The sequence below is a fragment of the Pseudonocardia sp. 73-21 genome, from assembly GCF_001899645.1.
Taxonomy (GTDB): Bacteria; Actinomycetota; Actinomycetes; order Mycobacteriales; family Pseudonocardiaceae; genus Pseudonocardia.
The window spans coordinates 50,884-76,766 of sequence record NZ_MKVV01000091.1; the positions used below are offsets into that span (position 1 = coordinate 50,884).

Below are 25,883 nucleotides of genomic sequence, written 5' to 3' on the forward strand. Positions count from 1 at the left end.
ACGGCGTGCGGCCGGGACTTCTTACGGAGTCGCGACGGCCGCCAGCTCGTCGAGGCGGCGCAACGTGGCGTCCTCGTCCAGGGTGGGCAGCGCCAGCGTCACCTCGTCGACGCCCGCCTCCGCGTACCCGGCCAGCACGGCCGGGTCGGGCGGGGCCGAGAACACCGTGAACGGCACCTTCTCCCGGCCCTGGTCGGCGAGCCAGCCCCGCACCCGGACGATCTCCTCGGGCGACGTCCGGGCCCGGGGAAGCCAGGCGTCGCCGTACTCGACGAGCCGCCGCAGGGCCGCCGGGCTCTCGCCGCCCAGGTAGATCGGCGGGTGCGGTCGCTGCACCGGCTTCGGCCAGGAGAAGATCGGGTCGAAGTCGATCTGCGTGCCGTGGAACTCGGCCTCGTCGTCGGCCCAGATGGCCTTCAGCGCGGCGAGCTGCTCATCCATCCGCTTCCCGCGGGTGGTGGGGTCGACGCCGTGGTTGGCCATCTCCTCGCGGTTCCACCCGGCTCCGACGCCGAACGCGACGCGGCCGTCGGAGATGACGTCCAGGCTCGCCACCTCCTTCGCGGTGTGGATCACGTCGCGCTGGGGGAGCAGCGCGATCCCGGTGCCCAGCGTCAGGGTCGAGGTGGCCGCGGCCACCGCCGCCAGCGCGACGAACGGGTCGAGCGTGCGGTAGTAGATCCGCGGCAGCTCCCCGCCGCCCGGGTAGGGCGACTCGCGGCGGACGGGGATGTGGGAGTGCTCCGCGAGGAACAGCGAGCCGAACCCGCGTTCCTCCAGCGCACGGCCGAGCGCGGCCGGGCGGATGCCCTCGTCGGTGATGAACGTGGCGATACCGAACCTCATGGTCACTTCGTACCTCAGAACGGCCCGGTCAGCTCGCCCAGCCGCGTGGTGAGCCGGATGTTCTCGGCGTAGTCGACGGGGCACGCGATCACGGAGACGCCGTCGTCGGCGAGCGCGGCCCGCAGGGTGGGCAGCAGCTCGTCGGCGGCGCCGATCCGGTAGCCCGTCGCCCCGAAGCTCTCGGCGTAGGCCACGAAGTCGGGGTTCTGGAACCGCACCGAGGAGTGCCGGCCCAGCTCCAGGTCCATCTTCCACTCGATGAGGCCGTAGGCGTCGTCCTGCCAGATCAGCACGGTCAGCGGGATGCGCTCGCGGATCGCCGTCTCGATCTCCTGGCTGTGCATGAGGAACGAGCCGTCGCCCACCGCGGCCAGCGTGCGGACCTCCGGCTTCGCCAGCGCGGTGGCGATCGCGCCGGGCAGCGCGAACCCCATCGTCGACAGGCCGTTGGACAGCAGGCACGTGTTGGCCGCGTAGGTCGGGTAGAGCCGGGCCATCCACATCTTCACCGCCCCGGTGTCGGCCAGCACGATGTCGTCGCGGTCCAGGGCCTCGCGGGTGTCGACGACCACGCGCTGCGGGCTCAGCGGGAAGCGGTCGTCGGCCGCGCCGCGCTCCAGCTCCTCGGCCAGCAGCGCCCGGATCCTGGCGGTGCCGGGCCCGACGCCCGGCTGCCGGGTGACCGCGGTGCGCAGCGCGTCGAGCGAGCGGGAGATGTCGCCCTCGATGCCGACGGCCACCGGGTAGTGCACGTCCACCTCGGCGGCGAACCGGTGCACGTGCACGATCTGCTTGTCGCTCAAGGGATTGATCTTGACGGGGTCGAACTCCTGGAGCTCGTAGCCGACCGCGACGATCACGTCGGCCTCGGCGAACTCGAAGTTGACGTAGTCGTCGCGCATGAACCCGATGGCGCCCAGGGCCAGCTCGTGGTCGTCGGGGAACACACCCTTGCCGTGGAACGTGGTGGCCACCGGCACCTGCCAGGCCTCGGCCAGCGCGAGCAGGGCGGCCCCGGCGTCGTCACGGGCCGCGCCGTGCCCGGCGAGCAGCACGGGGCGGCGGGCGGCGTCGAGGATCTGCCGCGCCCGCTCGACCTGGCCGGGGGAGGGCTCCTCGGCACGCACCCGCGCGACCGGCAGCGGGGCGGCGCCGTCCGGCACCGGTGCGGCCTCGACGTCCTGCGGCACGGCGAGGTAGGTGGCGCCGGGCCGTTCGCTCTGGGCGGTCTTGAACGCGCGGCGCACCATCTCCGGCACCGCGGCGGGCCCGGGCACGAGGTCGGACCACTTGGTGATCGGGCGGAACATCGCCACGAGGTCGACGGCCTGGTGCGACTCCTTGTAGATCCGGTCCAGCCCCACCTGCGCCGACAGCGCCACCAGCGGCGTCGAGTTGGTCTGGGCGTCGGCCACGCCGAGCTGGAGGTTGATGGCACCCGGCCCGAGCGTGGCGCTGCAGACCCCGGCCTTCCCGGTCAGCCGCCCGTACATCTCGGCCATGAACGACGCGGCCTGCTCGTGGCGGGTGAGGACGTAGCGGATCCCGGAGCGTTCCAGGGCGTCGACGAAGTGGATGTTCTCCTCGCCGGGGATGCCGAAGACGAACTCGACGCCCTCGGCCTCCAGGCACGCGACGATCAGTTCAGCTGTAGTGGGCACACCGCGGACACTAGTTCTCCAGCCAGCCGTACACCGTCTGCGGCGAGACGCCCAGTGCCCGCGCCATCGCCCGCACCTCGGCACCCGCCGCCTTGCCGGCGCGGGCGAGCTCGCGCTGGCGGGCCTGCAGCTCGTCGATCCGGGTCGTGACCTCGGCCATGTCGTCGAGCAGGCCCAGCACCTCGGGGCTCGCCGCCGACCGGGACCGGCCGGCTCCGGGGCGGGGGAAGTCCCGGACGGCGTCGGGATCCCAGCGCTTCTGCGGCCCCGGCAGCGGCGGCGGTGCCTGACCGCGCGAGACGTAGCCGAGCCACGTCGGTGTCTTCACGCCCCACGCCTCGGCGCACTGCTGGCTGGTCCACGTCTCCGGCACGGGAGGCAGTCTTGCTTCCGTCACGCGCCGGAGCATTCCAGGGCGCGCGCGATCGGGACACCCGGTCGGTAGGCCAGGTGCAGGTGGCTCGGGGCGTCGAGGACGGTGAGGTCGGCGTGCATGCCGGGCGCGATCACGCCGATGTCGCTGCGCCGCAGCGCCCGCGCGGCCCCTGCGGTGGCCGCCCACAACGCCTCGGCCGGCGTCATCCCCATCTCGCGCACGGCCAGGGCGATCATCAGCGGCATCGACGAGGAGAAGCACGTGCCCGGGTTGCAGTCGGTGGCCAGCGCCACCGTGGCCCCGGCGTCCAGCAGCCGGCGCGCGTCCGGGTAGGGCGACCGGGTGGAGAACTCGACGCCCGGCAGCAGCGTGGCCACGGTGTCGCCGACGGCCAGCGCGTCGACGTCGGCGTCGGACAGGTGGGTGCAGTGGTCGACGCTCGCCGCGCCCAGTTCCACGGCCAGCCCCACGCCGGGCCCGGCCGCGAGCTGGTTGCCGTGCACCCGCAGTCCCAGCCCGGCGGCGCGCCCGGCCTCCAGCACCGTGCGGGCCTCGTCGGCGTCGAAGGCGTGCGGGCTGGCGGGCTCGCAGAACACGTCGATCCAGCGGGCGTACGGCGCGCACGCCGCCAGCATCTCCCCGGCGACCAGGCGGACGTACGCGTCGCGGGCCGCCCCGGCCGGGACGACGTGGGCGCCGAGGAACGTGGTCTCGGAGGTGACCTCGCCGGCCAGCCGCAGCGCGCGGCGCTCGTCGTCGACGGTGAGGCCGTAGCCGCTCTTGATCTCCACGGTGGTGGTGCCCTGCGCGCGCATCTCCGCGACGCGGGCTGCCAGCAGCGCGCGCAGGTCGTCGTCGGACGCGGCGCGGGTGGCGGCCACGGTGGAGGCGATTCCGCCACCGTCGTAGGCCTGGCCGGCCATGCGGGCGGCGAACTCGGCGGAGCGGTCACCGGCGAAGACGAGGTGGGCGTGGGAGTCGACGAACCCCGGGACCACGGCGCGGCCACCGAGGTCGACGCGGGTGTCGGCCGGGGGCGCGTCGGCGGCCCGGCCCACCCACCGGACGAGGCCGTCGGCGTGCACGAGGGCGGCGTCGGTCAGCGAGCCGAGCTCCGGGTGGTGCGTGACGAGCTCGCTGATCCCGGTGACGAGAGTGCTCACGGTTCCATCCTGGCGACGTGGGGCGCGCGTTCCGTACGCCACGCGCGCGGCGGGACGCGAGCGTCGGGCCGGAACGCGCGCGCGGGGCTCATCGGTCCACCCACAGCGGGGTGATCGCGGCGTGGAGGGCGCCGCCGACGTCGCCCAGGCGGTGGTGGCCGCCGTCGACGACCACCTCGCCGTCCACCAGCACCGTGTCGACGTCGGCGGCGGTCGCGGCGAACAGGATCTGCGCCGGGTCGGTGCCCGCGGTGCGGACGGTGTCGGTGCGCATGGCCACCAGGTCGGCCGGCGCGCCCACCTCGAGCCGCCCCGCGTCCGGGCGGCCGAGAGCCGCGTGCGCGGTGAGGGCGGCCAGCAGGTCGGCGGGGGTGAACCGGCCACGCTCCCCGGTGGCCAGCCGCTCGTGCATCTCCATTGCGCGGGCCTCCTCGACCAGGTCCGTGACGGCCTGCTGGTCGCTGCCCAGCGACAGCGTCACGCCGGCGTCACGCAGGGCGCGCGCGGGGCCGATGCCGTCGGCGAGGTCGCGCTCGGTTGTGGGGCAGAAGCACGCGCCGGTGCCGGTGGCGCCGAGCAGGGCGATGTCGCCGCCGGTCAGGTGGGTGGCGTGCACCGCCGTCGTCGCGGGGGAGAGCACGCCCTCGGCGGCCAGCAGCCCGGTCGGGGTGAGGCCGTGGCGGGCGAGGCAGGCGGCGTTCTCGGCGGGCTGCTCGGAGAGGTGCACGTGCAGCGGGCGGCCCGCCGCGGCGGCTGCGACCTCCTTGAGCGCTTCTCGGGGCACGGCACGCACCGAGTGCACGGCCACGCCGTCCGCGTCGGCCGCGCGAACGGCCCAGGCGTCGACGTCGCGGTCGGCGAACCGCACCTGGACCTCGTCGAGCGGCGCGTCGAAGCCGCCGGTCAGGTAGCAGGTGTCGAGCAGCGTCAGCCGGATGCCGGCGTCGACCGCGGCCTGGCGCAGGGCGTGGTCCATGGCGGCGGGGTCGGCGTAGGGGCGCCCGCCCGGGGCGTGGTGCAGGTAGTGGAACTCCGCCACCGCCGTGACCCCGCCCAGCGCCATCTCCGCGTAGGTGGCGCGGGCGAGGGCCAGGTAGGAGTCGGGGTCGAGCCGTGTGGCCACGGCGTACATCCGCTCCCGCCACGTCCAGAACGTGCCGCCCCGGTCGTGGGTGCGCCCGCGCAAGGCCCGGTGGAACGCGTGGCAGTGGGCGTTGGCGAAGCCGGGGAGCACCACGCCGGGCAGCCGGACGGCCGAGCCGGCGGCCGTGCCGGGCGTGACGGAGGTGAAGAGCCCGTCCGCGACGGTCAGGGTGACGGCGGTGGCGGGTCCGCCGGGGAGCAGGGCGTGCGCGGCCCAGTAGTGCGTGGCCCCATCGCCGTGATCACCGTCCGGGGACGCCGGGCCGGCTGTGGCGCGGTCGGCAGCCCCGACACGGTGATCACGGGCGGAGGGCGGCGTCACCGGGCCAGCTCCTCTGCGACCGTGGCCAGCGCCGCGACGCCCGCGAGGCAGTCGTCGCGCTCGGCGAACTCGGCGGGGGAGTGCGAGACGCCGGTCGGGTTGCGGACGAACAACATCGCCGTGGGGACGCCCGCCGCGCTGAGGATGCCGGCGTCGTGCCCGGCGCCGGTGGCGAGGACGGGGGCGTCGTCCAACAGCGCGGACAGCCGACCGGCGAGGTCCGTGGGGAAGGGGGTGATGCCGGTCCACGACTCCTCCGTGAGGGTGCCCCGGCGGTCCTCCACCAGTGACGTGAGATCGGCGATCACGGCCCGCACCCGCGCCTCGTCGTCGCCCCGGGCGTCGACCCAGCCGGTGACCAGCGACGGGATCGCGTTCACGCCGTTGGGCTCGACCCGCACCTTGCCGCACGTGGCCACCGCGTCGTGCTTCTCGGCGGCCTCCCGGGCGGCGAGGACGAGCGACGCGAACGCGAGCATCGGATCGTCGCGGTCGGCGAGCAGGGTGGTGCCCGCGTGGTTGGCCTCGCCGGGCAGGTCGACGCGCCACCGCCCGTGCGGCCGGATCGCCGACCCCACCGCCACGGCCCGGTCGAGGTCGGCCAGCCCGCGCCCCTGCTCCACGTGCAGCTCGACGAACGTGCCGACGCGGCGCAGCGTCTCGGCGTCGGTTCCGAGGTGGGCGGGGTCGTGGCCGGCGCGGGTCATCGCCTCGGCCATCGTGATCCCGTCGGCGTCGGTCAGGCCGCGGGCGCGGACGGCGTCCAGTGCGCCGGTGAGGATCCGCGATCCGGCGCACGCGATGCCGAACCGGGCGCCCTCCTCGTCGCAGAAGTGGGCGACGGCGATCGGCCGCGACGGCGTGAACCCCCTGTCCCGCACCGCGTCCAACGCCGCGAACGCCGAGACGACGCCGAGCGGCCCGTCGAACGCGCCGCCGTCGGGGACCGAGTCGAGGTGCGAGCCGAGCACGAGGCCGGGCCCGTCGGCGTCGGGATCGCCCCACCAGGCCCACTGGTTGCCGGCCCGGTCGGTGACGAGATCGAGCCCCCGCGCGGCGGCCTCACCGGCGAACCACTCGCGCAGCGTCGCGTCCTCGGAGGTCCACGCCGAGCGCCGGTACCCACCGGAACGCGCGTCCCGGCCGACGGGGGCCAGGTCGCCCCACATCCGGTCCCATGGCAACAGAGCCACGTTCATGCCACCTCGTTGCGGCACCGTGGCTCTGCTGCAGGTCGGGTCACGCGCCCTCCCGCATGGGCAGGCGCAGGCCCTGCTCCACCGCCTTGTCCACCGCCGAGTCGTAGCCGGCGTCGGCGTGGCGCAGGACGCCCATCCCGGGGTCGTTCGTCAGGACCCGTTCGATCTTCTGTGCCGCCAGCGGCGTGCCGTCGGCCACCGTGACCTGGCCGGCGTGCAGGGAGCGGCCGATGCCGACGCCGCCGCCGTGGTGGATCGACACCCACGTCGCACCCGACGACGTGGCGGTCAGCGCATTGAGCAGCGGCCAGTCGGCGATGGCGTCGGAGCCGTCGGCCATGGCCTCGGTCTCGCGGTAGGGGGAGGCGACCGATCCGGTGTCGAGGTGGTCGCGGCCGATCGCGATCGGCGCCGACACCCGGCCGTCGGCCACCATCTCGTTGAACAGCGCTCCCGCCTTGTCGCGCTCGCCCTGCCCGAGCCAGCAGATGCGGGCGGGCAGGCCCTGGAACGCGACCTTGTCCTGGGCGGCGCGGATCCAGCGGTGCAGGTGGTCGTTGTCGGGGAACAGGTCCAGCACGGCCTCGTCGGTGGCGTGGATGTCGGCCGGGTCGCCCGAGAGCGCCACCCAGCGGAACGGACCCTTGCCCTCGCAGAACAGCGGCCGGATGTAGGCGGGCACGAACCCGGGGAAGGCGAACGCCCGGTCGTAGCCGCCCTGGCGGGCCTCGTCGCGGATGGAGTTGCCGTAGTCGAACACCTCGGCGCCCGCGTCCTGGAACCCGACCATCGCCTCGACGTGGCGGGCCATCGACTCCCGCGCGCGGTCGGTGAACTCCTCGGGCTTGGCCGCGGCGTAGTCGGGCCAGTCGTCGACGTCGATGCCGGCGGGGAGGTAGGACAGCGGGTCGTGGGCGGAGGTCTGGTCGGTGACGACGTCGACGTCGACGCCGCGGCGCAGCAGCTCGGGCAGCACCTCGGCGCAGTTGCCGACGACGCCGACCGAGAGGGCCTTGCGCGAAGCTCTGCTCTGCACACAGATGCGCACCGCCTCGTCGAGCGAGCCCGCGAGCACGTCGAGGTAGCGGTGCTCGACCCGCCGCTGGAGCCGCGTGCCGTCGACGTCGATGACGAGGCAGACGCCGCCGTTCAGCGTGACCGCGAGGGGCTGCGCACCGCCCATGCCGCCGCACCCACCGGTGACCGTCAGCGTGCCGGCCAGCGTCCCGCCGAACTTCTTGGCGGCGACGGCGGCGAACGTCTCGTAGGTGCCCTGCAGGATGCCCTGGGTGCCGATGTAGATCCACGATCCGGCCGTCATCTGGCCGTACATGGTCAGCCCGAGCTTCTCCAGACGGCGGAACTCCGGCCAGGTCGACCAGTCGCCGACGAGGTTGGAGTTGGCGATCAGCACCCGCGGCGCCCACTCGTGCGTGCGCAGCACCCCGACCGGCTTGCCGGACTGGACGAGCATCGTCTCGTCGTCGGCCAGCGTGGTGAGCGTGCGGACCATGGCGTCGAAGGAACGCCAGTCGCGCGCGGCCCGGCCGGTGCCGCCGTAGACGACGAGGTCATCGGGCCGCTCGGCCACGTCGGGGTCGAGGTTGTTCTGCAGCATGCGCAGCGGGGCCTCGGTCTGCCACGACCGGGCGGTGAGGGCGGTGCCGCGCGGAGCGCGGACGGGACGGGCGCCTTCCATGGGTCTCTCTCCTCGGGTCAGGGGTCGCACGGGCGCGTCAGCGCACGGTGCTTCAGCGCAGGGGGCCGGTGACGGACTCGGCGGCCGCGACGGCGCCGCCGGACAGGACGTACCGGAACGCCGCCTCGATCTCGGGTGCGAGGTACCGGTCCGGGCCGGGCCCGGCGGCGACCTCGCGCAGCCCCGCGACGACGGCGGCGGTCGCCGGGGCGGGGGTGAACGGGGCACGCAGGTCCAGCCCACGCGCGGCGGTGAGCAGCTCGACCGCCACGACGCGACCCAGGCCGTCGACGGCTCGACGCAGCTTGCGCGCCGCCGACCAGCCCATCGACACGTGGTCCTCCTGCATCGCGCTCGACGGGATCGAGTCCACCGACGCGGGCACGGCGAGGCGCTTGAGCTCCGAGACGATCGCGGCCTGGGTGTACTGGGCGATCATGTGGCCGGAGTCGACGCCGGGGTCGTCGGCGAGGAACGCGGGCAGGCCGTTGCTGCGCGAGACGTCGAGGAAGCGGTCGGTGCGCCGCTCGCTCATCGACGCGATGTCGGCGGCGGCGATCGCCAGGAAGTCGAGTACGTAGCCGACGGGGGCACCGTGGAAGTTGCCGTTGCTCTCGACGCGCCCGTCGGGCGTGACGACGGGGTTGTCGACGGCCGCCGCCAGCTCGCGCTCCGCCACCGCCGACGCGTGCGCGAGGGTGTCGCGGGCCGCACCGTGCACCTGGGGGGCGCAGCGCAGCGAGTACGCGTCCTGGACCCGGGTGCACTCGGGGTTGCGGTGGCTCTCCATGACGGCGGAGCCGGCGAGCAGCGCGCGCAGGTTGGCGGCGCTGTCGGCCTGGCCGGGGTGCGGGCGCAGGGCCTGCAGGTCGGCGGCGAACACCGCGTCGGTGCCCAGCAGCGCCTCCACGCTCATGGCGGCGGTGATGTCGGCGGTGCGCAGCAGCGTCCACAGATCGGCACACGCCATGACCAGCATGCCGAGCATGCCGTCGGTGCCGTTGATGAGCGCGAGGCCCTCCTTCTCCCGCAGGACGACCGGCTCGATCCCTGCGGCGGCCAGCGCCTGTGCGGCGGACATCAGCACCCCGTCGGCGTCGCGGATCTCGCCCTCGCCCATGGCGGCGAGCGCGCAGTGCGACAGCGGGGCCAGGTCACCCGAGCAGCCGAGCGAGCCGTACTCGCGCACCACCGGCGTGATGCCGGCCGTGAGCATGTCGGCGTAGACGCGGGCGGTCTCGGGGCGGATGCCGGTGCGGCCCGTGGCCAGCGTGGACAGGCGCAGCAGCATCAGCGCGCGCACCACCTCGCGCTCGACCTCGTTGCCCGATCCGGCCGCGTGCGACCGCACCAGGCTGCGCTGCAGCTGGGCGCGCAGCTCGGTGGGGATGGAACGGGTGGCGAGCGCGCCGAAGCCGGTGGAGACGCCGTAGTGCGGGACGACGTCGTGGGCGAGCGCCTCCACCACCTTGCGGCTCAGGGCGATCTCGGCGCCGGCCTCGGGGCTCACGTCGACCGGTGCGCCGCCGCGGGCGACGTCGAGGACTTCCTGGAACGTGAGGGGGCCGACACCGACCGTGACTGCGTGCATCACTCCATGGGACACCTGCCGCACACGCCTCCACCATGGCCCGCGGCCCGAAGATGTCCGGGATCCCGGACAGTTGGCTACCCTGCTCCGGATGGCCGAACAGGTGAAGGTCCCCGCAGCTCAGCAGGTTCTGGCGATCCTGGCCCACCTCGGACGCCAGGCCGGTCCGGTGCCCGCCGCGGCGATCGCGCGCGATCTGGAGCTGCCCCGCTCCACCGTCTACCAGCTGCTCGCTGCACTCGCGACCAGCGGTTTCGTCGTCCATCTCGTCGACGAGCGGCGCTTCTGCCTCGGCGTCGCCGCGTACGAGCTGGGCACCGGCTACAGCCGCCAGGAACCCCTCACGCGGCTGGCCCGGGTACCGCTCGCCCGCCTCGCCGACCGCACCGGCCACACGGCCCACCTGGCGGTGATGCACGGCCGGGAGGTCATCTACGTGATCGAGGAGCGCGCGCCGGGCCGCCCGCCGCTGGTGACCGACGTCGGCGTGCGCCTGCCGGCTCCGCTCACCGCCAGTGGCCGCGCGATGCTCGCCGCGCTGCCGGCCGCGCACCTGAAGGCCCTCTTCCCGACCGCGGACGCCTTCGTGACCCGGCACGGCGTCGGCCCCCGCTCGCTCTCGGCGCTGCGCCGGCTGCTGGTGGACACCCGCCGGCTCGGCCACGCCGCCGAGGACGGGGAGGTGACGCCGGGCTTCGCGTCGGTGGCCGTGGCCGTGCGCGACCACGCCCACCATCCCGTGGCCGCCGTGGCCGTCACGTTCCCCCACGGTGCGGGTGACCCGACGCTGGTGGACGAGGTGGCCCGCACGGCCCGGGCGATCACAAACCGGATCGGCGGGGAGATCACGGCCTGACCGGACAGGCCGCCGTCCCGCGCGTTCGCGCTGTGCCCGGCCGCTAACGGTGGTGGCGCCGTGCTCACCGTCGTGTCGGTGCTGTCCTGGTTCCATTCGGCGGTTCCGGCGCCGACAACGCGGCGACGGCGGCCGCGTGGGCCCAGACCGACGCCGCGCGCCAGCAGCTCGCGCCGCCGGGCATCACCACCACGGCCCTGCCCGTCGGCTCCAGGGACACCGACATGATCGCCCACATCGACGCGCCCGAGAACGCCCCGGCCACCCCGGCGCTCGACGGTGTGCAGGCCGGCGTGGGCGAGGTGCTCGCCGACGACCTGAGCCGGCAGGTGCGTGGCGCGCTCGCCGGTGGCGCCGAGGCGCTCTACCCGAGCCGGGCCGCCGTCGCCTGATCCGCGAGCGGCGTGGGTGTGAGCTCGCCGCCCTCGATGCGGTCGCGCAGCACGAACTTCTGGATCTTGCCGGTCGGCGTGGCGGGCAGGGCGTCGACGAGGAACCAGCCCGCCGGGGTCTTGAACGCGGCCATCCGCTCGCGGCAGAAGGCGCGCAGCTCGTCGGGGGTGGGTGGGTCGGCCGGATCCACCGGCCGGATCGCGGCGTTCACCGTCTCGCCCCAGGTCGGGTGCGGAATGCCGAGCACCGCGGTCTCCGCGACCTTCGGGTGGGCGAGCAGCGTGTCCTCGATCTCGCGCGGGTAGATGTTCACGCCGCCCCGGATGATCATGTCCTTGAGGCGACCGGTGATGGTGAGGAAGCCGCGGTCGTCCATCGCCCCGAGGTCGCCGGAATGCAGCCAGCCGTCGGGCGTGATGGCCTCGGCGGTGGCCTCCGGGAGCTCGAAGTAGGAGTGCATCGTCTGGTACCCGCGCACGCAGATCTCGCCGGACTCGCCCAGCGGCATCGTCTCGCCCGTGACCGGGTCGGCGATCCGGACCTCGGCCTGGGGGAGCGGACGTCCGATCGTGGCGGACTGGTCCTCCGGGCTGTCGTCGGTGCCGGTCTGGGCGATGACGCCGTGCATCTCGGTCTGGCCGAACAGGATGCTGAACCGGCAGTCCAGCGTCTCCTGCGTGCGGCGCACCAGCTCGGCGGGCACGAACGAGGCGCCCGACAGCACCGTCTCGATGCTCGACAGGTCGCGTGAGGCCCGCTCGGGGTGGTCGAGCACCGCGATCAGCATCGTCGGCACCAGCAGCATGACCGTGCCGCGGTAGGTCTCGGTCAGCTCGAGCTGCAGGCCGGGCTCGAAGCCCGGCATGAGCACGTAGGTGCCGCGTTGCGACAGCGTGCCGATGCCGGTGACGGCGCCGCCGCCGATGTGGAACATGGGCATGGAGTTGATGCAGACCGCCCCGTCGGAGGCGTCGGCGCGCAGGAACACGAACCGCGACGCGTTGACGATGCCGCGGTGGTGCAGCAGCGCGCCCCTGGGGAAGCCGGTGGTGCCGGAGGTGTACTGGATCTGCAGGTGGTCGTCGGGGGTGATCTCGGGCAGGGCGGCGGCCGGGTCGCCGGAACCGAGGTAGGCGTCCCAGTCCGACAGCGACACCGTCTGCCGCAGCGCCGGTGCTCCTCCGCGGGCCGCCTCGACCGCCGCCGCCATGTCGAAGCCGCGGTAGGCGTCGGCGTGCAGGAGGACCGCCGCGCGCGACTGCGTGAGCACGTACTCCAGCTCGGCCTGCCGGTAGGCGGGGTTGACCGGAACCAGCACCATCCCGGCGAGACTCACGCCGTGCTGCACGACGAGCCACTCCGCGCAGTTGGGCGCCCAGATCGCGACGCGCTCGCCCGGACCGAAGCGGGACAGCAGGGCGCGGGCGATCCGCTCGGCGTCGGCCAGCAGTTCGGCGTAGGTCCAGCTGCGACGCAGCGTGGGATCGGCCACGGCGTCGACGAGCGCGACGCGGTCGGGCACCTCCGACGCGGCCCGGCGCAGCATCCCGGCGACGGTCTCCTCGAGCAGGGGGAGTTCCTCGTCGGCGGGCCGGTAGGACTCGGTGAGGGCCGGCATGCGTCCTCCTGCGTCGGTGGCGGGGTTGGTGGGGTGGTCTGCGTCACGTGCGAAAATAGCCTACACAGCGCGGTCCTGAGGCGCTAGAGGTGTCGAAGGTTGACGATCACGGCTGGTCGGCACCTATGGCGGACACCATGCGCGACGCAGTGGCCTCGACTGTCGACCTGCTCCTCAGTCCCTACGGCGGCCCGGAACACCTCTTCCGGATGGGCGCGATCGCCACGGTCGGCCTGCGTCCGGCCGGGCGTGAGTGATCCCTAGACTGCTCCGATGCCCTCGGTCGGCGGGCTCGTCGTGAGCCCCGGAAGCGCACGGTCACTGCTGCTCACGGTGCTCGGTGAGCTGGTGCTGCCCGCCGGTCGGCCGGTGTGGACGTCGTCGCTGCTGCACGTGCTCACCGGCGTCGGCGTCGAGGAGCAGACGGCGCGCCAGGCCATCGCCCGCGGTGCGGCGGCCGGCTGGATCGTCGGCGAGCGGCACGGCCGCGAGGTGCGCTGGGAGATCACCCCGGCTGGCCGGCAGCTCATCTCCGACGGCGCCCGGCGCGTCTACTCGCTCAGCGCGGCGCCCGAGTGGGACGGCCGCTGGCTCATCCTGCTGATCACCATCCCGCAGAGCCTGCGCACCGTCCGCAAGAAGCTCTACGGCGCGCTGAGCTGGGCGGGCTTCGGCAACCCGACGCCGGGCGTCTGGCTCACCCCGCATCCGGAGCGGGCCGCGGAGGCGCGGCGGGTGGTCGCCGACCTGGGGCTGCGGGAGTCGACGTTGTCGTTCACCGGCTCGTCGACCGACGTGGGCCTGTCCGACGCCGAGATCGTGCAGCGCGCCTGGGACCTCGACGGCCTCGTCGCGATGTACGACGAGCTGCTGCGCACCTACGACGGCGCGCGCCCCGAGCCGGGCGACCCGGTGCTGCTCACCCACGTGGAGCTGGTGAGCCAGTGGCAGCGCTTCCCGTTCGTCGACCCCCAGCTGCCCGAGGCCCTGCTGCCGGACTGGATCGGGCGGCGGGCGGCGGCGATGTTCCAGCAGCTGCGCACCGAGTGGTACGACGACGCCCACGCCCGCTGGAAAGAGGTCGTCGAGGAGACCTCGCCCGGCTGACCGCCCCCGAGCGGTGATCAAGGCGCCAATGTCGCTGATCGATCACCACGGACGACCACCCGCCTTGATCGCCTGCCGCGTGGAGCCGACCTCGTGCTGGTGCACCATCCCGGCGTCCTTGATCAGGCCGACGTAGATGCCGGGGAAGCCCGCCGAGGTCGTCAGGACCGTGAGCTGGCGGCGTGGGCTGCGGTCCGGCGGCGGGCGTCGAGCACCACCTGGATGTAGCGGTTGCTGATCGGTCCCATGCGTGACACTCTACATCACAAGCAATCGGGTATCATTGAGTGTAGGAGATCGCGTGAAGGGTCGGGTGCAGGGGAAGGTCGTGCTGGTCACCGGCGCGGCACGGGGGCAGGGGCGCAGCCACGCACTGACCCTCGCCGAGCACGGCGCCGACATCATCGCGGTGGACGTCTGCGCCGACAACGCCTCCGCCGAGTACCCGATGGCCACCCCCGACGACCTGGCCCGGACGGTCAAGGGCGTGGAGGCGCTGGACCGCCGGATCGTCGCGGTGCGGGCCGACGTCCGCGACAGGGACGCGCTCACTGCCGCGGTCGCCGAGGGGGTGGCGCAGCTCGGGCGCCTCGACGTGGCCGTGGCCAATGCGGGTGTCTGCATCCTCAAGCCGTGGGACGAGGTGACACCGCAGATCTGGGAGGACACGATCTCCGTCGGGCTCACCGGCGTCTGGAACACGATGACGGTGGCCGCCCCCCACCTCGTCGCGGCCGGTGGGGGCTCGATCATCGCCACCGGCTCCACGGCGGCGCTGAAGGGTGTGCCGTTCCTCGCGCCGTACGTCGCGGCCAAGCACGGGGTGGTCGGGCTGGCGCAGGTGATGGCCAACGAGCTGGGGCGCCACCACATCCGCGTCAACACGGTGCACCCCACCGGTGTCCGTACGACGCTGGTGGACGGCCTGGCCGACATGGACCGCCTCATCGCCGACAACCCCGGCGTCGGCGGGATCTTCATGAACTCGCTGCCGGTGAAGTTCATCGAGCCGCGCGACGTCAGCGACGCGGTGCTGTACCTGGCGAGCGACGAGTCGCGCTACGTCACGGGCCTGAGCCTGACGGTGGACGCGGGCAACACGAACCGCTGAGGGTTCGCGGCCCCGACGTCGTGCCCCTCACGGCAGGAGCGCCGCGATCTGCGCCTCGTCGTAACCCAGCGACTCCAGGAGCTCCCTCGTGTGCTGGCCGGCCCGCGGGGGAGGGGCGACCGTGCCGCGGGACGCGCCGTCCCAACGGATGGGGGCGTCCACCGACTCGACGCCCGTGCCCTCCACCTCCAGCCACGCGCCCGTGGCCCGGGCCTGGGGGTCGTCCAGCACCTCGGCGGCGTCCTGGATCGGCGCCCAGAAGACGTCGTACTCGTCGAACACCCCGGACCAGTGCTCGAGGGTGTGGGCGGCGAAGGCCTCGTCCAGGATCGCCACCACCTCGACGCGGTTCCTCGTCAGCGCGCGGGCGCCCGCGAAGCGTTCGTCGTCGCGGAGGTCGGGTCGGTCGATGGCGGCCAGCACCTTCGGCAGCTGCCGGCCCGCCTCCACCCCGACCAGGAAGAACCAGCGGTCGTCGGCGGTGCGGTAGGAGTTGTACATCGGGGTGGGGCACTTCTCCCTGGGGTAGGGGGGCCGCGGCGTCCCTCCCATCGCCTGCGTGCCCAGCTCCCCGGCCAGCGCCCACATGCCGGTGCGCTGCAACGAGGCCTCAACCATGCGGCCGCGGCCGGTCGTCGTGCGTTCGACCAGGGCCGCGCTGATACCGGCCACCGCGGCCATCGCGGTGAACGTGTCGCCGATGCCCGTCCACATCGCCGCCGGGGGGGTGCCCTGGGTGGTGATCGCGTTGGCGACGCCGGCGCGGGCGAAGAAGCCGGCGAGGTCGTAGCCGGCGCGCTCCTGGTCGGGTCCGCCCCAGCCGTAGGCCGACAGCGAGCAGAACACCAGGCGCGGGTACCGGTCCCGCACGAGCGACGGGGCGAGCCCCAGCCGCTCCAGCGCCGACGGCCGCAGGTTCGACAGCAGCACGTCCGCGCCCTCGAGCAACCGCCCGAGCACCTCGCGCCCCGCCTCGCTGCGGACGTCGAGCTCGATGGAGCGCTTGCCCCGGTTCGCCGAGGTGAACGCACCGTTGGGGGCGTCGGGGTTGGCGCCGGCGGAACCCCAGATGGTGCGCATCGGCTCGCCACCGGGCGGTTCGATCTTGACGACGTCGGCGCCCCAGTCGGCGAGCACCCCGCCGGCGGCGGGCGCGGCCATCCAGTGCCCCAGCTCGACCACCCGGATCCCTGCGAGCGGCGCAGGCGCGCTCACGAGAGCGCCCGTGCGCGGACAACAGTGTCCTGGCCCTGTTTCCCGCTCACGACCACGTCCACGCTCTGCGGCCCGCGCGTCTGCCCGCCGCTCCATTCGATGGTCCCGGGATTCGCGAGGCTGAAGTGCGGCATCACCCGCAGCCACTCCTCGATCGCGATGCGCAGCTCCAGTCGGGCGAGGTTGGAGCCCAGGCAGCGGTGCGCCCCGGTGCCGAACGTCAGGTGGCGGTTGCGTCTGCGGTCGATACGCACCTCCTCGGGCGCCTCGAACACCGCGGGATCGCGGTTGGCCGCCCCGAACGGCAGGATCACCCGCTCCCCGGCGTGCACGCACCGCCCGTGCATCTCGACGTCGGACGTGGAGATCCGCCCGACCGTCACCGGCGCGTACGCCCGCAGGAACTCCTCGACCGCCGTGGCCATCAGGGCCGGCTCGGTGAGCAGGCGGTTCCGGTCGTCGTCGTGGGTGGCCAGGTGCCAGATCGACGAGCCGATCGCGCTCCAGGTGGTGTCGGCGCCCGCGATGAGCACGAGGAACGCCGAGCCCAGCTTGTGCTTGCGCGACAACGGTTCGCCGTCCATCTCGGCGTCGACGAGGTAGCTGATGAGGTCGTCGCCGCGCTCTGCGGTGCGCTCGGTGAGCAGCGCGTCGAGGTAGGCGATGATCTCCTTCACCACCTCGGCCCGCACGGCCTGGTCCTGACCGCCGATGCGGATCATCCGCACCATCCACTCGGAGAACCGCCCGCCCGGCGGCACCCCCAGCAGTTCGGTGAGCACGGCGAGCGTGAGGTGCTCGGCGTAGTCGCCCACCGCGTCACCACTGCCGCGGGCGGCGATGCCCTCGGCCAGCGTCCGGGCCTGCGTGCGGATGAAGTTCTCGTACGCGGCGGTGCGCGCGGGCAGGAAGTACGGCATGAGGACGTCGCGCTCGCGCTTGTGCTGCGGCGGGTCGGACGTCAGCGGGGGCAGCAGCAGCCCGCCCGCCGACTCCAGCGGGCCGGCCACCTCGACGGCGCGGGAGGAGAACTGCTCGGGGTTGCGTGCCGCGTCGCGGATGTCGTCGAAGCGCGTGAGCATGTACGACCCGCCCCACGCCTCGGTGTGGGCCACGGGGCAGCCGCTCGCGCGGGCCGCCTCCCACATCGGGGCGGGGTCGTTGCGGTACGCGGCGGAGAAGAGGTCGTACCCGTCGGTCATGGCAATACTCTACGTTCGAGGCGACTGAGTGTCGAGTGATGTACGGTATTGCCCATGACGGTCGAGGAGCTCGGGCGCAACGAGGTGCAGGTGGACGACCCCGACGGCGACTGGACGGCGCCCGGCACGTACGAGGTGGCGGACGGGGTCTACCGGATCCCGCTCCCGCTGCCCCAGGACGGGCTGCGCGCGGTGAACGTCTACGCCGTACGCGACGGTGACGGGCTGGTGCTCGTGGACTCGGGCTGGGCCATCGCCCTGGCCCGGGATCTGCTGGAGCAGTCGCTCAAGGCACTCGACTGCGGGTTCGCCGACGTCCGCCGCTTCCTCGTGACGCACGTGCACCGCGACCACTACACGCTCGCCGTCACGTTGCGCCGGGAGTTCGGGATGCGCGTCAGCATCGGCCGGGACGAGGCCGCCACGCTGCGCACCGGCCGGGATCCCGAGCACGAGCCGTGGGGCGGGCTGCTGCTCCAGCTGCACCGGGGCGGCGGCGACGCGCTGGGCCGTGAGCTGGTGGCCACGATCCCGTCGAACCACGACGTCCGCGACTGGGAGGACCCCGACGACTGGCTCGACGCCCCCGGCGCGGTGTCGCTCGAGTCGGGCACGTGGGAGATGCACCCGACCCCCGGCCACACCCGCGGCCACGTGGTGTTCGTCGACCCGGCCCGCGACGTGATGTTCGCCGGTGACCACGTGCTGCCGCGGATCACGCCGTCCATCGGCTTCGAGCAGGCGCCGTCGGCGCTCCCTCTGGGGGACTACCTGCGATCGTTGCGGCTGGTCCGGGAGCTGCCCGACCGCCGGCTGCTCGCCGCGCACGGTCCGGCCGGGCCGAGCGTGCACGCCCGCGTCGACGAGCTGGTGGAGCACCACGACACCCGGTTGTCACAGGCCCGCGCCGCGGTGGCGGCGGGCGCGGGCACCGCGGCCGAGGCCGCCCGACGGCTGCGCTGGACCCGGCGCGAGCACCCCTACGACGACCTCGACCTCTTCAGCCGCTGCCTCGCGGTCACCGAGACGATGGCGCATCTGGACGTCCTCGCCGCGGGCGGCACGCTGGTGCGCACCGACGAGGACGGGGTGCACCACTACGTGACGGGCTGACCCAGGCGGGCCCAGTGCTCGTCCGAGCCGGGGGCCCACGCCGAGCGGGTGTGGTGCAGGAACCCGGCGGCCTCGACCCCGATCCAGGTGGGCCGGCTGAGCCGGGCGGGCAGCGCGGGATCGAGGTACGGGAACCGTCGCCAGGCCTGCACCAGCTCCACCCGCTGACGGAACGCCGCGCGGGCGTCGTCGGCGCGCAGCCTGCGGAAGCGGTGCAGGAAGTCGGCGTAGTGCCCGGCGAGGTCGTCGAGGTCCCAGGCCTGCTCGACCATCCGCCGCTCGTCGCCGACCGGCCCGAACGCCCCGACGTGGGAGAACGCCAGGTCCGACAGGCCGAGGTCGTCGACGATGTGCGCGACCTCGTCGGCGCGGGCCGTGTGCGGGGTGACCCACAACCCCGCGGTGGGCGACCCCAGACCCGCCCAGGTGAGCCGGGTGCGCAGGTGGTGGCGCAGGTGGCGGTGCGTCTCGGGGACGGTGAGGGTGAGGGCGAGCCACCGGCCGTCCCAGTCGCGGCTCTCGCCCGTGAAGCCGAAGACCCGCTCGCCGCCCGCGTTCAGCAGCCGGCGCCCGGCATCGGTGAGCGTGATGCGGACGCGCCTGCCGTCCTTCTCCGCGGCGACGACGCCGCGCTCGGTGGTGCGCTGGATCGCTTTGCGCGCCGCCGTCGGCTCGACGTCCAGGTCGGCGAGCGCGCGCATCAGCGTCGCCGACCAGACGGGCTCGTCGTGGGGGAGCACGAACTCGCCGAGCACCACCAGCAGCAGGGCGGGCGCGCTGCGCAGCGTGATGTCGCGCAGGTCGGAGACGACCCCCTCGGCCCGTCGTCCGGCCACCGTCGCCAACCTCCCGGGATCAGACGCCCTCGAACACCGTCCGGCCGACCAGCGCCCCGACCTCGTCGCGGAGCTTGAACTTCTGGATCTTCCCAGACGGCGTCCGCGGCATCTCCGGACGGATCTCGAGCCGCTCGGGCCAGTACTGGGTGGCCGTGCCCGCCCCGGCCAGGAACGCCGTCAGCTCGGCCAGCGTCGGGGCCTCGCCGTCGGGGACGACGACGGCGCAGGCACGCTCGCCGAGCCGCTCGTCGGCGTAGGCGACGACCGCCACCTCCTTCACCCGCGGATGCGTGAAGAGCAGGTTCTCGATCTCGACGACGGGGATGTTCTCGCCGCCGCGGATGATGATGTCCTTCGACCGTCCGCTGATCCGCACGCCGCCCTCGGGCGTGCGGTAGCCCAGGTCGCCGGTGTCGAACCAGCCGTTCGGATCGACCACGCTGTCGTAGAGGTCGCGTCGGCCCAGGTAGCCGACGAACATGCTGGGCCCGCGGGTGAGCAGCCGCCCGGGCGTGCCGTCCGGCACGGGTTCGCCGAGCTCGTCGACGAGGCGCACCTGCATGACCGGCGTGGGGCGCCCGTCGCTGCCCGCCACCTCGGCGACCGGCGCGTCCGGGGTGTGGATCGTGCAGATCCCGCATTCCGACGTGCCCCACAACGCCATGAGCTTGGCGCCCAGCACCTCGGTGGCACGGGGTGGCAGCGCCGACGGGATCGGCGCCCCGGCGCAGACGAAGTAGCGGAACGTGGAGAGATCCCGCTGGTCACGCAGCTGCGCCTCTACGCTGTCGACCACGAACGGCGTGGCGGAGAGCGTCCAGGTGATCCGCTCCTCGCCGACGAGCCGGACGAACGCCGCGGGGTCCCACACGTCCTGGAACACCACCGTCATGCCCCGGGCGAGCGGTTGCAGCATCCCCCACAGGAAGCCGGTGAGATGGCCCATCGTGGAGGCCATGAAGCACACGTCGTCGGCGACGAGGCCGAGGCTGTCGAACAGCGGGCAGCCCGCCGACCACAGCGTGTTGGCGGTGTGGAGGGTGCCCTTCGGCTCACCGGTGGTGCCGGAGGTGTACATCAGCGTGGCGATCTCGTCCGGCTGCCGGTGCAGCTCCGTCAGCGGCTGCCGGGGCCGGTCACGCTGCAGGAAGAACTCGTCGAACTCCAGGAGCCCCTCGGGCAGGGCGGCGGGACCGCCGCTGCCGACGACCACGGCGTCGCGCAGCTCGGGCAGGACGTCGCGCAGCTCGGCGGCGAGCTGCGCGTGGGAGAACCCGCGGAACGTCTCGGGCACGATCAGCACCTTCGACCGGGCCCTGGCCAGCATGAACTCCAGCTCCCGGCGGCGGAAGATGGCGACGAGCGGGTTGACGACGGCGCCGATGCGCATCGCGGCCAGCGTGGTGGCGGCGAACTCCCAGCCGTTCGGCATCTGGATCGAGACCACGTCGCCGCGTTCGATCCCGAGCTCCAGAAGGCCGCGGGCGATCCGGTCGACGACCGTGCCGAGCCGGCCGTAGGTGAGTGTCACCGGGGTGGTGCTGCCGCTGCGGTAGGTGACGATCGCGGCCTTCTGCGGCGTGGTCGCGACGTGGTCGAGGATGTCGTCGAGCATGGACCGGTCGCGCCAGAAGCCCGACTCCAGGAACCGTGCCGCGTCCTCCTCGGCGGTCGGGCGCCGGGACTCCGTGAACTCGTCGGTCATGGTGCGCTCCCTGGGATCTGCAGCCACAGGCTCTCCGGCCCGCGGACGTTGCCGCCGGTCCAGGTGACCGGCCGGTCGGGGTCGAGCTCGAACTCCGGGATGCGCCGCAGCCACTCCTCGAGCGCCACCCGGATCTCCATGCGTGCCAGCCCCGAGCCCAGGCACCGGTGGATGCCGAGTCCGAACGCGAGGTGCGGGTTGCGCGCGCGGTCGAGCACCACGAGGTCCGGGTCGGTGAACACCGCGGGGTCGCGGTTCGCTGCGGCCCACGGCAGGAGCACGCGCTCGCCCGCGGCGACCGGACAGCCGCCGACCTCCGCCGGGGCATTCGCGACCCGGGCGATCGTGATGGGCGCGTAGACCCGGATCAGCTCCTCGACCGCGGTCGGGAGCAGTTCCGGTTCGGCCGCGAGCCGTCGCCGGTCGTCGGGATGGGCGGCGAGGTGCCACAGGCTGGAGCCGATCGCGCTCCACGTCGTGTCGATGCCCGCCACCAGGAGCAGGAAGCACATCCCGACGATCTGGTCCTCGGTGAGCGACTCCTCGTCGCGGCGCCGCAGCAGCTCGGCGACGACGCCCCCGCCGCCCACGGGCCGCTGCCCGCGCACCAGCTCGGTGAAGTAGCCGGTGATCGACGCGATGGCGGCCAGCCGGGCGCCCTGGTCGCGCGGGCCCTCCTTGAGGAACTGCACGATCCAGGTGCTGAACTGCGCCACGTCGTCGTCGGCGAGGTCGAGCATCGCGGCGATCGTCGCGATGGGGATGTGCCGGGCGAAGGCGTCGGCCGCGTCGACGGTCGGGCGACCGGCGACCTGGTCGACGAGCGCCGCGGCGGCCTCCCGGGTGCCGGGCTCCAGCGCGGCGACGGCGGCGCGGTTGAACAGCGGGAGGAGCACCTTCCGCTCACCGGCGTGCCGTGGCGGGTCGGACGTGATCGGCGGCATCCGCAGCTCGTTGCCCGGTCGGGGAACGGGCCCGGTGGCCTCCAGCGCACGTGAGCTGAAGGTGGCGGTGTCGCGGGCGACGGCCGCGATGTCGGCGTGGCGCACGGGCAGCACGGCGCCGCCGCGACGACTGCTGCGTGCGACCGGGCAGCCCTCGCGCATCGCCCGCCACACCGACGACGGCTCGTCCAGGTAGGCGGGGTCGTAGAGATCGAAGTCGCCCACCCAGCCGTCCGGCAGCGTCGCCTCGCCCATCGGACCACCCCGTTCCCTAACAGTGGACAGAAGAGTAGCGATCCGCAGGAGTTGCGACAATCAGCCGTTTGCCGGCCACTCCTCCCGGACCTGGCGGCGGACGATCTTGCCGCTGGGATTGGTCGGCAGCGGCCCGGGGTGGAACCACCACCGCGTCGGCACCTCGTGGCGCCCCAACGATCCGGCGGCGTGGGCGCGCAGGGCGTCGGCGTCGGCCGGGCCCCGCAGCACGACGGCCGCAGCCACCTCCTCGCCCAGGTCGGCGTGGGGGAGTGCCACCACCGCCACCTCGACGACGTCCGGGTGCGTGAGCAGTGCCTGCTCGACGTGGGCCGCGGCGATGTTCTCCCCGCCGCGGATGATCACGTCCTTGCTGCGGCCGGTGACGTAGAGCCAGCCGTCCTCGTCGATGCGGCCGAGGTCGCCGGTGAGGACCCAGCCGTCGGCGTCGGCGATCGGGGCGGGGTCGCCGAGATAGCCGCCCGTCATGGTCGGGGTGCGGGCCGCGATCTCCCCGCCGTCGCGGATCGCCAGCTCCACCACGGGCAGCGCCCGCCCGACGGCGCCGGGCCGCGACGTGATGTCGGCGCCCGAGCCGGCGGCCAGCACCCCGCCGGCCTCGGTGAGCCCGTAGAGGCTGCCCACCCGCGCCTTCACACCGGTGAACGACGCGGCGACCCGCGCGCGCAGCTCGGGGGAGATCGCCGAGCCGCCCATCGGCACCGACGAGACGCTGGACGTGTCGAAGGCGGCGAAGTCGGGATGCTCCAGCACGCGGGAGACCATGGTCGGGATCGAGCCCCAGACCCGCACCCGCTCCGCCTCGATCAACCGCAGCACCTCGCCGGGATCGAACTTCCCCTCCAGGAACACCAGCCGCCCGCCCGACAGCAGCGTGGTGATGCTGGTCTGGATGCCGGCCAGGTGGAACAGCGGCACCGACAGCATGCTGACGGTGCCCGGATGCGACTCCGGCAGCTCGTCGGGCAGCCGCCCGGTGAGCACCAGCAGGTTGTGGATGTTGGCCACCACCGAGCGGTGCGACATCAGCACGCCCTTGGCGGCCCCGGTGGTGCCGGAGCTGAACATGATCAGCGCGATGTCGTCCTCGGCGACGGGATGCAGGTCCAGAGGTGCGTCGGGGCCGCCCAGCTCGGCGAACGGCACGGCCCCGTCCACGGGCCGGTCGGTGATCGCCAGCACCGGCTCGACCTGCGCGACCGCGGCGGCCACCTCCGCGTCGCTCCACCAGGCGTTGCCCAGCGCGGCCACGGCGCCGAGGCACTGCAGCGCCCAGAACGCCACGACCCACTCGACGGAGTTGAACCCCAGCAGCAGCACGCGGTCGCCCGGGCCGACACCGCGGCCCTTCAGACCGCTCGCGGTGCGCGCCACCAGGCGTTCCAGCTCCGTCCCGGTCATCCGGCGGCCACCCTGCACCAGCAGCTCGCGGTCGGGCCAGCGGCGGCGTTCCAGCAGGAGTTCGGCGAGGGACCGGGGGCGACGGGTGTAGACGAGGCACGGGTGCCCGCCGACGGTGGAGCGCTCGACCTCGCGACCCCAGTCAGGCATCGCGGTGGAGGGTGATGGCCTGCTCCGGGCAGTTGTCGACGGCGAGCTGGGCGAGCTCCCCGGAACCGGCGGGCACGTCACCGATAGCGGTGGCGTAGCCCTCGTCGTCGATGTCGAAGAGGTCGGGAGCCACGGCGGTGCAGCGGTTGTGGCCCTGGCAGAGACCCGGGTCGACGGTGAGTCTCATCGGACGAACCTCGGCGCGCGCCGCTCCAGGAACGCCGCCACACCCTCGGCGTAGTCGGGTTCCTTCATGAGCTTCCCGATCAGCTCCTTGCTCTCCTCGATCGCGGCGCGCGGGTCGTCGTGCAGGAGATCGCCCCACAGCTGTCGCTTCGCCGTGGCGACGGCGGTGGGGGAGGCCGCGGCCATCGCGCGGGCGTAGTCGTGGACGTGCTCCTCGAAGTCCTCGGCCGGCAGCACCTTGTTGAAGAACCCCATGCGCTCCAGCTCCTCGGCGAGGATCACGCGGCCGGAGAGCACGATGTCGGCGGCGTGGGTCATGCCGACCAGCCGCGGCAGGATCCAGGACAGCCCGTACTCGGCGGGCAGTCCCAGCTTCGGCGCCGCGGTGGTGACCTTCGCACCGGCCACCGCGAAGCGGATGTCGCAGAACGCCGCGAGCGCGACGGCGATGCCGGCGCAGGCCCCGTTGACCGCGGCGATCATGGGGACGCGCATCCCGAGCTGCCAGGTCATGTCGGCGTCGAACTCGGGCCGCACGCCGTAACCGGGGTTCTCGGCCTCGGTCGACAGGGCCGGGTCGTAGTGCTCCGCGGTCACGTAACCCGAGAGGGCCTCGGGGTCGGCGCCGATGCAGAACGTGGTGCCCGAGCCCGTCAGCACGATGACGCGCACGGCCGGGTCGGTGTTGAGCTGCTGGCAGATCCAGCGGTACTCGTCGTGCATCCGCCCGGTCCAGGAGTTGCGACGCCCGGGCCGGTGCAGCCACACGGTGGCGACGCCGTCGTCGTCGACGGAGTAGCGGGTCACCTTGAGGTCCATGAACGAAAGTATGACACGGATGGATACTGAGTGTGAAGCGTTGTAGAGTATTGGCATGGACGACGACGCAGTGCTGCTGGAACGCGACGGCGCCGTCGCGCGCCTCGTGCTCAACCGCCCCGCCAAGCACAACGCGCTGCGCTTCGACGACCTCGACCACCTCGTCGAGCTGCTCCACGAGGCCGAGGACGACGACGACGTCAAGGTCATCGTGCTCAAGGGGCGCGGGAAGTCGTTCTGCGCCGGGCACGACTACGACGACGCCGTGCGCTCCTACGGCCTCGACCCGGGGGCCGGCGGCACGCCGCCGCGCCGCCCCAGCCAGCGCTCCCGGCTGCGCCGTGACCGCCGTCTCGGCGAGGCCTACATGGCGTTCCACTACGCGGCGAAACCTGTGATCGCGCAGGTCCAGGGCGTGTGCACCGGCGCGGGCCTCTACCTCGTGGAGCTGGTGGACCTCGCCGTCGCCGCCGACACGGCCAGGTTCAGCCACGCCGAGCAGCGCTTCGGCCTGGCCGGCAACACCTGGCACCTCAACACCCAGATCCTGCTGTACGGCGCGAAGAAGGCCCGCGAGCTGCTGCTGCTCGGCGAGGAGTTCGACGGGCCCGCGGCCGTCGAATTGGGGCTGGCCAACCGGTCGGTGCCCGAGGAGACGCTGGAGGCGGCGGTGGAGGAGTGGGCGCGGCGCATCGCGCAGCACCCCCGAGATGCGCTGGTCACCGGCCGGGCGCTGCACGCCATGGCGCTCGACAGCCTCGGCGGCACCCAGCAGTTCCTCCGCGGCACCGTCGGTCACACCCTCGGTACCAACCTGCGCTTCGAGGACGACGAGTACAACTTCCTGCGCGAACGCGGCAGGCGCGGCACGCGGGACGCCTTCGCCGACCGCGACCGCCACTACGGCTCGGATCCGGAGAATCCGCTGGCCTGAGCGGGCGCGGCTCG

At 73.5% G+C, this 25,883-nt stretch carries 23 protein-coding genes; 6 read left to right on the forward strand and 17 right to left on the reverse strand.

The features are described from left to right. Positions 1-21 precede the first annotated feature (21 nt). From BGP03_RS28100 to hutH, 8 genes are all read right to left on the reverse strand, one after another. Entirely contained in the window at positions 22-846 is an 825-nt protein-coding gene (locus BGP03_RS28100) for an LLM class F420-dependent oxidoreductase (RefSeq protein ID WP_296368089.1), read from the reverse strand. A 14-nt stretch (positions 847-860) separates the two neighbouring features. Continuing rightward, entirely contained in the window at positions 861-2,507 is a 1,647-nt protein-coding gene (locus BGP03_RS28105) for an acetolactate synthase large subunit (protein ID WP_296368091.1), read from the reverse strand. A gap of 10 nt (positions 2,508-2,517) precedes the next feature. After that, entirely contained in the window at positions 2,518-2,880 is a 363-nt protein-coding gene (locus tag BGP03_RS28110) for a hypothetical protein (protein WP_298799023.1), read from the reverse strand. 20 nt (positions 2,881-2,900) lie between these two features. Continuing rightward, positions 2,901-4,046, reverse strand: coding sequence for an imidazolonepropionase (gene hutI, locus BGP03_RS28115; protein ID WP_296368095.1), 1,146 nt, complete (start codon positions 4,044-4,046; stop codon positions 2,901-2,903). 88 nt (positions 4,047-4,134) lie between these two features. Continuing rightward, the gene (locus BGP03_RS28120) at positions 4,135-5,511 is read right to left on the reverse strand and encodes a formimidoylglutamate deiminase (protein WP_296368097.1); all 1,377 of its coding nucleotides are present in this window, start codon (positions 5,509-5,511) and stop codon (positions 4,135-4,137) included. Then, on the reverse strand, positions 5,508-6,710 hold the full coding sequence (locus tag BGP03_RS28125) for an allantoate amidohydrolase (RefSeq protein ID WP_298799024.1): 1,203 nt from the start codon (positions 6,708-6,710) through the stop codon (positions 5,508-5,510). The genes BGP03_RS28120 and BGP03_RS28125 overlap by 4 nt, the downstream gene beginning before the upstream one ends. A gap of 40 nt (positions 6,711-6,750) precedes the next feature. After that, entirely contained in the window at positions 6,751-8,409 is a 1,659-nt protein-coding gene (gene hutU, locus BGP03_RS28130) for a urocanate hydratase (RefSeq protein ID WP_298799025.1), read from the reverse strand. A gap of 52 nt (positions 8,410-8,461) precedes the next feature. Beyond that, positions 8,462-10,000: a histidine ammonia-lyase gene (gene hutH, locus BGP03_RS28135; RefSeq protein WP_298799026.1), complete on the reverse strand. Its 1,539-nt coding sequence runs from the start codon at positions 9,998-10,000 to the stop codon at positions 8,462-8,464. Positions 10,001-10,091: 91 nt separating this feature from the next. On the opposite strand from hutH, the gene BGP03_RS28140 reads away from it, so the two are divergent. Together BGP03_RS28140 and BGP03_RS28145 are read left to right on the forward strand one after the other, a co-directional pair. Continuing rightward, the gene (locus tag BGP03_RS28140; protein ID WP_296368105.1) at positions 10,092-10,856 is read left to right on the forward strand and encodes an IclR family transcriptional regulator; all 765 of its coding nucleotides are present in this window, start codon (positions 10,092-10,094) and stop codon (positions 10,854-10,856) included. A gap of 224 nt (positions 10,857-11,080) precedes the next feature. Next, the gene (locus BGP03_RS28145) at positions 11,081-11,248 is read left to right on the forward strand and encodes a hypothetical protein (protein WP_298799027.1); all 168 of its coding nucleotides are present in this window, start codon (positions 11,081-11,083) and stop codon (positions 11,246-11,248) included. Here BGP03_RS28145 and BGP03_RS28150 read toward each other — a convergent pair. Further along, positions 11,221-12,867, reverse strand: a complete 1,647-nt coding sequence (locus BGP03_RS28150; RefSeq protein ID WP_298799028.1) for an AMP-binding protein — start codon at positions 12,865-12,867, stop codon at positions 11,221-11,223. The genes BGP03_RS28145 and BGP03_RS28150 overlap by 28 nt on opposite strands. A gap of 273 nt (positions 12,868-13,140) precedes the next feature. On the opposite strand from BGP03_RS28150, the gene BGP03_RS28155 reads away from it, so the two are divergent. Beyond that, positions 13,141-13,974, forward strand: coding sequence for a PaaX family transcriptional regulator C-terminal domain-containing protein (locus BGP03_RS28155; RefSeq protein WP_296368111.1), 834 nt, complete (start codon positions 13,141-13,143; stop codon positions 13,972-13,974). A gap of 301 nt (positions 13,975-14,275) precedes the next feature. Beyond that, positions 14,276-15,085 (forward strand): mycofactocin-coupled SDR family oxidoreductase, encoded by an 810-nt coding sequence (locus BGP03_RS28160; protein WP_296368113.1) that lies wholly within the window; start codon positions 14,276-14,278, stop codon positions 15,083-15,085. A gap of 27 nt (positions 15,086-15,112) precedes the next feature. Here BGP03_RS28160 and BGP03_RS28165 read toward each other — a convergent pair whose 3' ends face one another. Together BGP03_RS28165 and BGP03_RS28170 are read right to left on the reverse strand one after the other, a co-directional pair. Further along, the gene (locus BGP03_RS28165; protein ID WP_298799029.1) at positions 15,113-16,300 is read right to left on the reverse strand and encodes a CaiB/BaiF CoA-transferase family protein; all 1,188 of its coding nucleotides are present in this window, start codon (positions 16,298-16,300) and stop codon (positions 15,113-15,115) included. Then, complete coding sequence (locus BGP03_RS28170) at positions 16,297-17,502, reverse strand: cytochrome P450 (protein ID WP_298799030.1); 1,206 nt, start codon at positions 17,500-17,502, stop codon at positions 16,297-16,299. Before BGP03_RS28170 ends, BGP03_RS28165 begins: the two co-directional genes overlap by 4 nt. 54 nt (positions 17,503-17,556) lie before the next feature. Between BGP03_RS28170 and BGP03_RS28175 the strand changes: the two genes are divergently transcribed. After that, a complete protein-coding gene (locus tag BGP03_RS28175) occupies positions 17,557-18,615 on the forward strand; it encodes an MBL fold metallo-hydrolase (protein WP_298799031.1) in 1,059 nt (352 codons plus the stop codon). Here BGP03_RS28175 and BGP03_RS28180 read toward each other — a convergent pair. The 6 genes from BGP03_RS28180 to BGP03_RS28205 are packed head-to-tail and all read right to left on the reverse strand — an operon-like array spanning position 18,600 to position 24,935. Beyond that, the gene (locus tag BGP03_RS28180) at positions 18,600-19,451 is read right to left on the reverse strand and encodes a PaaX family transcriptional regulator C-terminal domain-containing protein (RefSeq protein ID WP_296368122.1); all 852 of its coding nucleotides are present in this window, start codon (positions 19,449-19,451) and stop codon (positions 18,600-18,602) included. The two genes, BGP03_RS28175 and BGP03_RS28180, sit on opposite strands and share 16 nt — an antisense overlap. Positions 19,452-19,470: 19 nt before the next feature. Further along, the gene (locus BGP03_RS28185; protein WP_298799032.1) at positions 19,471-21,159 is read right to left on the reverse strand and encodes an AMP-binding protein; all 1,689 of its coding nucleotides are present in this window, start codon (positions 21,157-21,159) and stop codon (positions 19,471-19,473) included. Next, positions 21,156-22,358 carry a cytochrome P450 gene (locus BGP03_RS28190; RefSeq protein ID WP_296368125.1) on the reverse strand — a complete coding sequence of 401 codons (1,203 nt, stop codon included), beginning with the start codon at positions 22,356-22,358 and terminating at the stop codon, positions 21,156-21,158. The genes BGP03_RS28185 and BGP03_RS28190 overlap by 4 nt, the downstream gene beginning before the upstream one ends. A 60-nt stretch (positions 22,359-22,418) precedes the next feature. Continuing rightward, positions 22,419-23,930, reverse strand: a complete 1,512-nt coding sequence (locus BGP03_RS28195; protein WP_298799033.1) for a class I adenylate-forming enzyme family protein — start codon at positions 23,928-23,930, stop codon at positions 22,419-22,421. Next, complete coding sequence (locus BGP03_RS28200; RefSeq protein ID WP_296368128.1) at positions 23,923-24,117, reverse strand: ferredoxin; 195 nt, start codon at positions 24,115-24,117, stop codon at positions 23,923-23,925. Before BGP03_RS28200 ends, BGP03_RS28195 begins: the two co-directional genes overlap by 8 nt. Beyond that, positions 24,114-24,935 (reverse strand): enoyl-CoA hydratase-related protein, encoded by an 822-nt coding sequence (locus tag BGP03_RS28205; protein ID WP_296368130.1) that lies wholly within the window; start codon positions 24,933-24,935, stop codon positions 24,114-24,116. The genes BGP03_RS28200 and BGP03_RS28205 overlap by 4 nt, the downstream gene beginning before the upstream one ends. Before the next feature lie 55 nt (positions 24,936-24,990). Here BGP03_RS28205 and BGP03_RS28210 point away from each other — a divergent pair, with 55 nt between their 5' ends. Further along, the gene (locus BGP03_RS28210) at positions 24,991-25,869 is read left to right on the forward strand and encodes an enoyl-CoA hydratase/isomerase family protein (protein ID WP_298799034.1); all 879 of its coding nucleotides are present in this window, start codon (positions 24,991-24,993) and stop codon (positions 25,867-25,869) included. Positions 25,870-25,883: the final 14 nt, after the last annotated feature.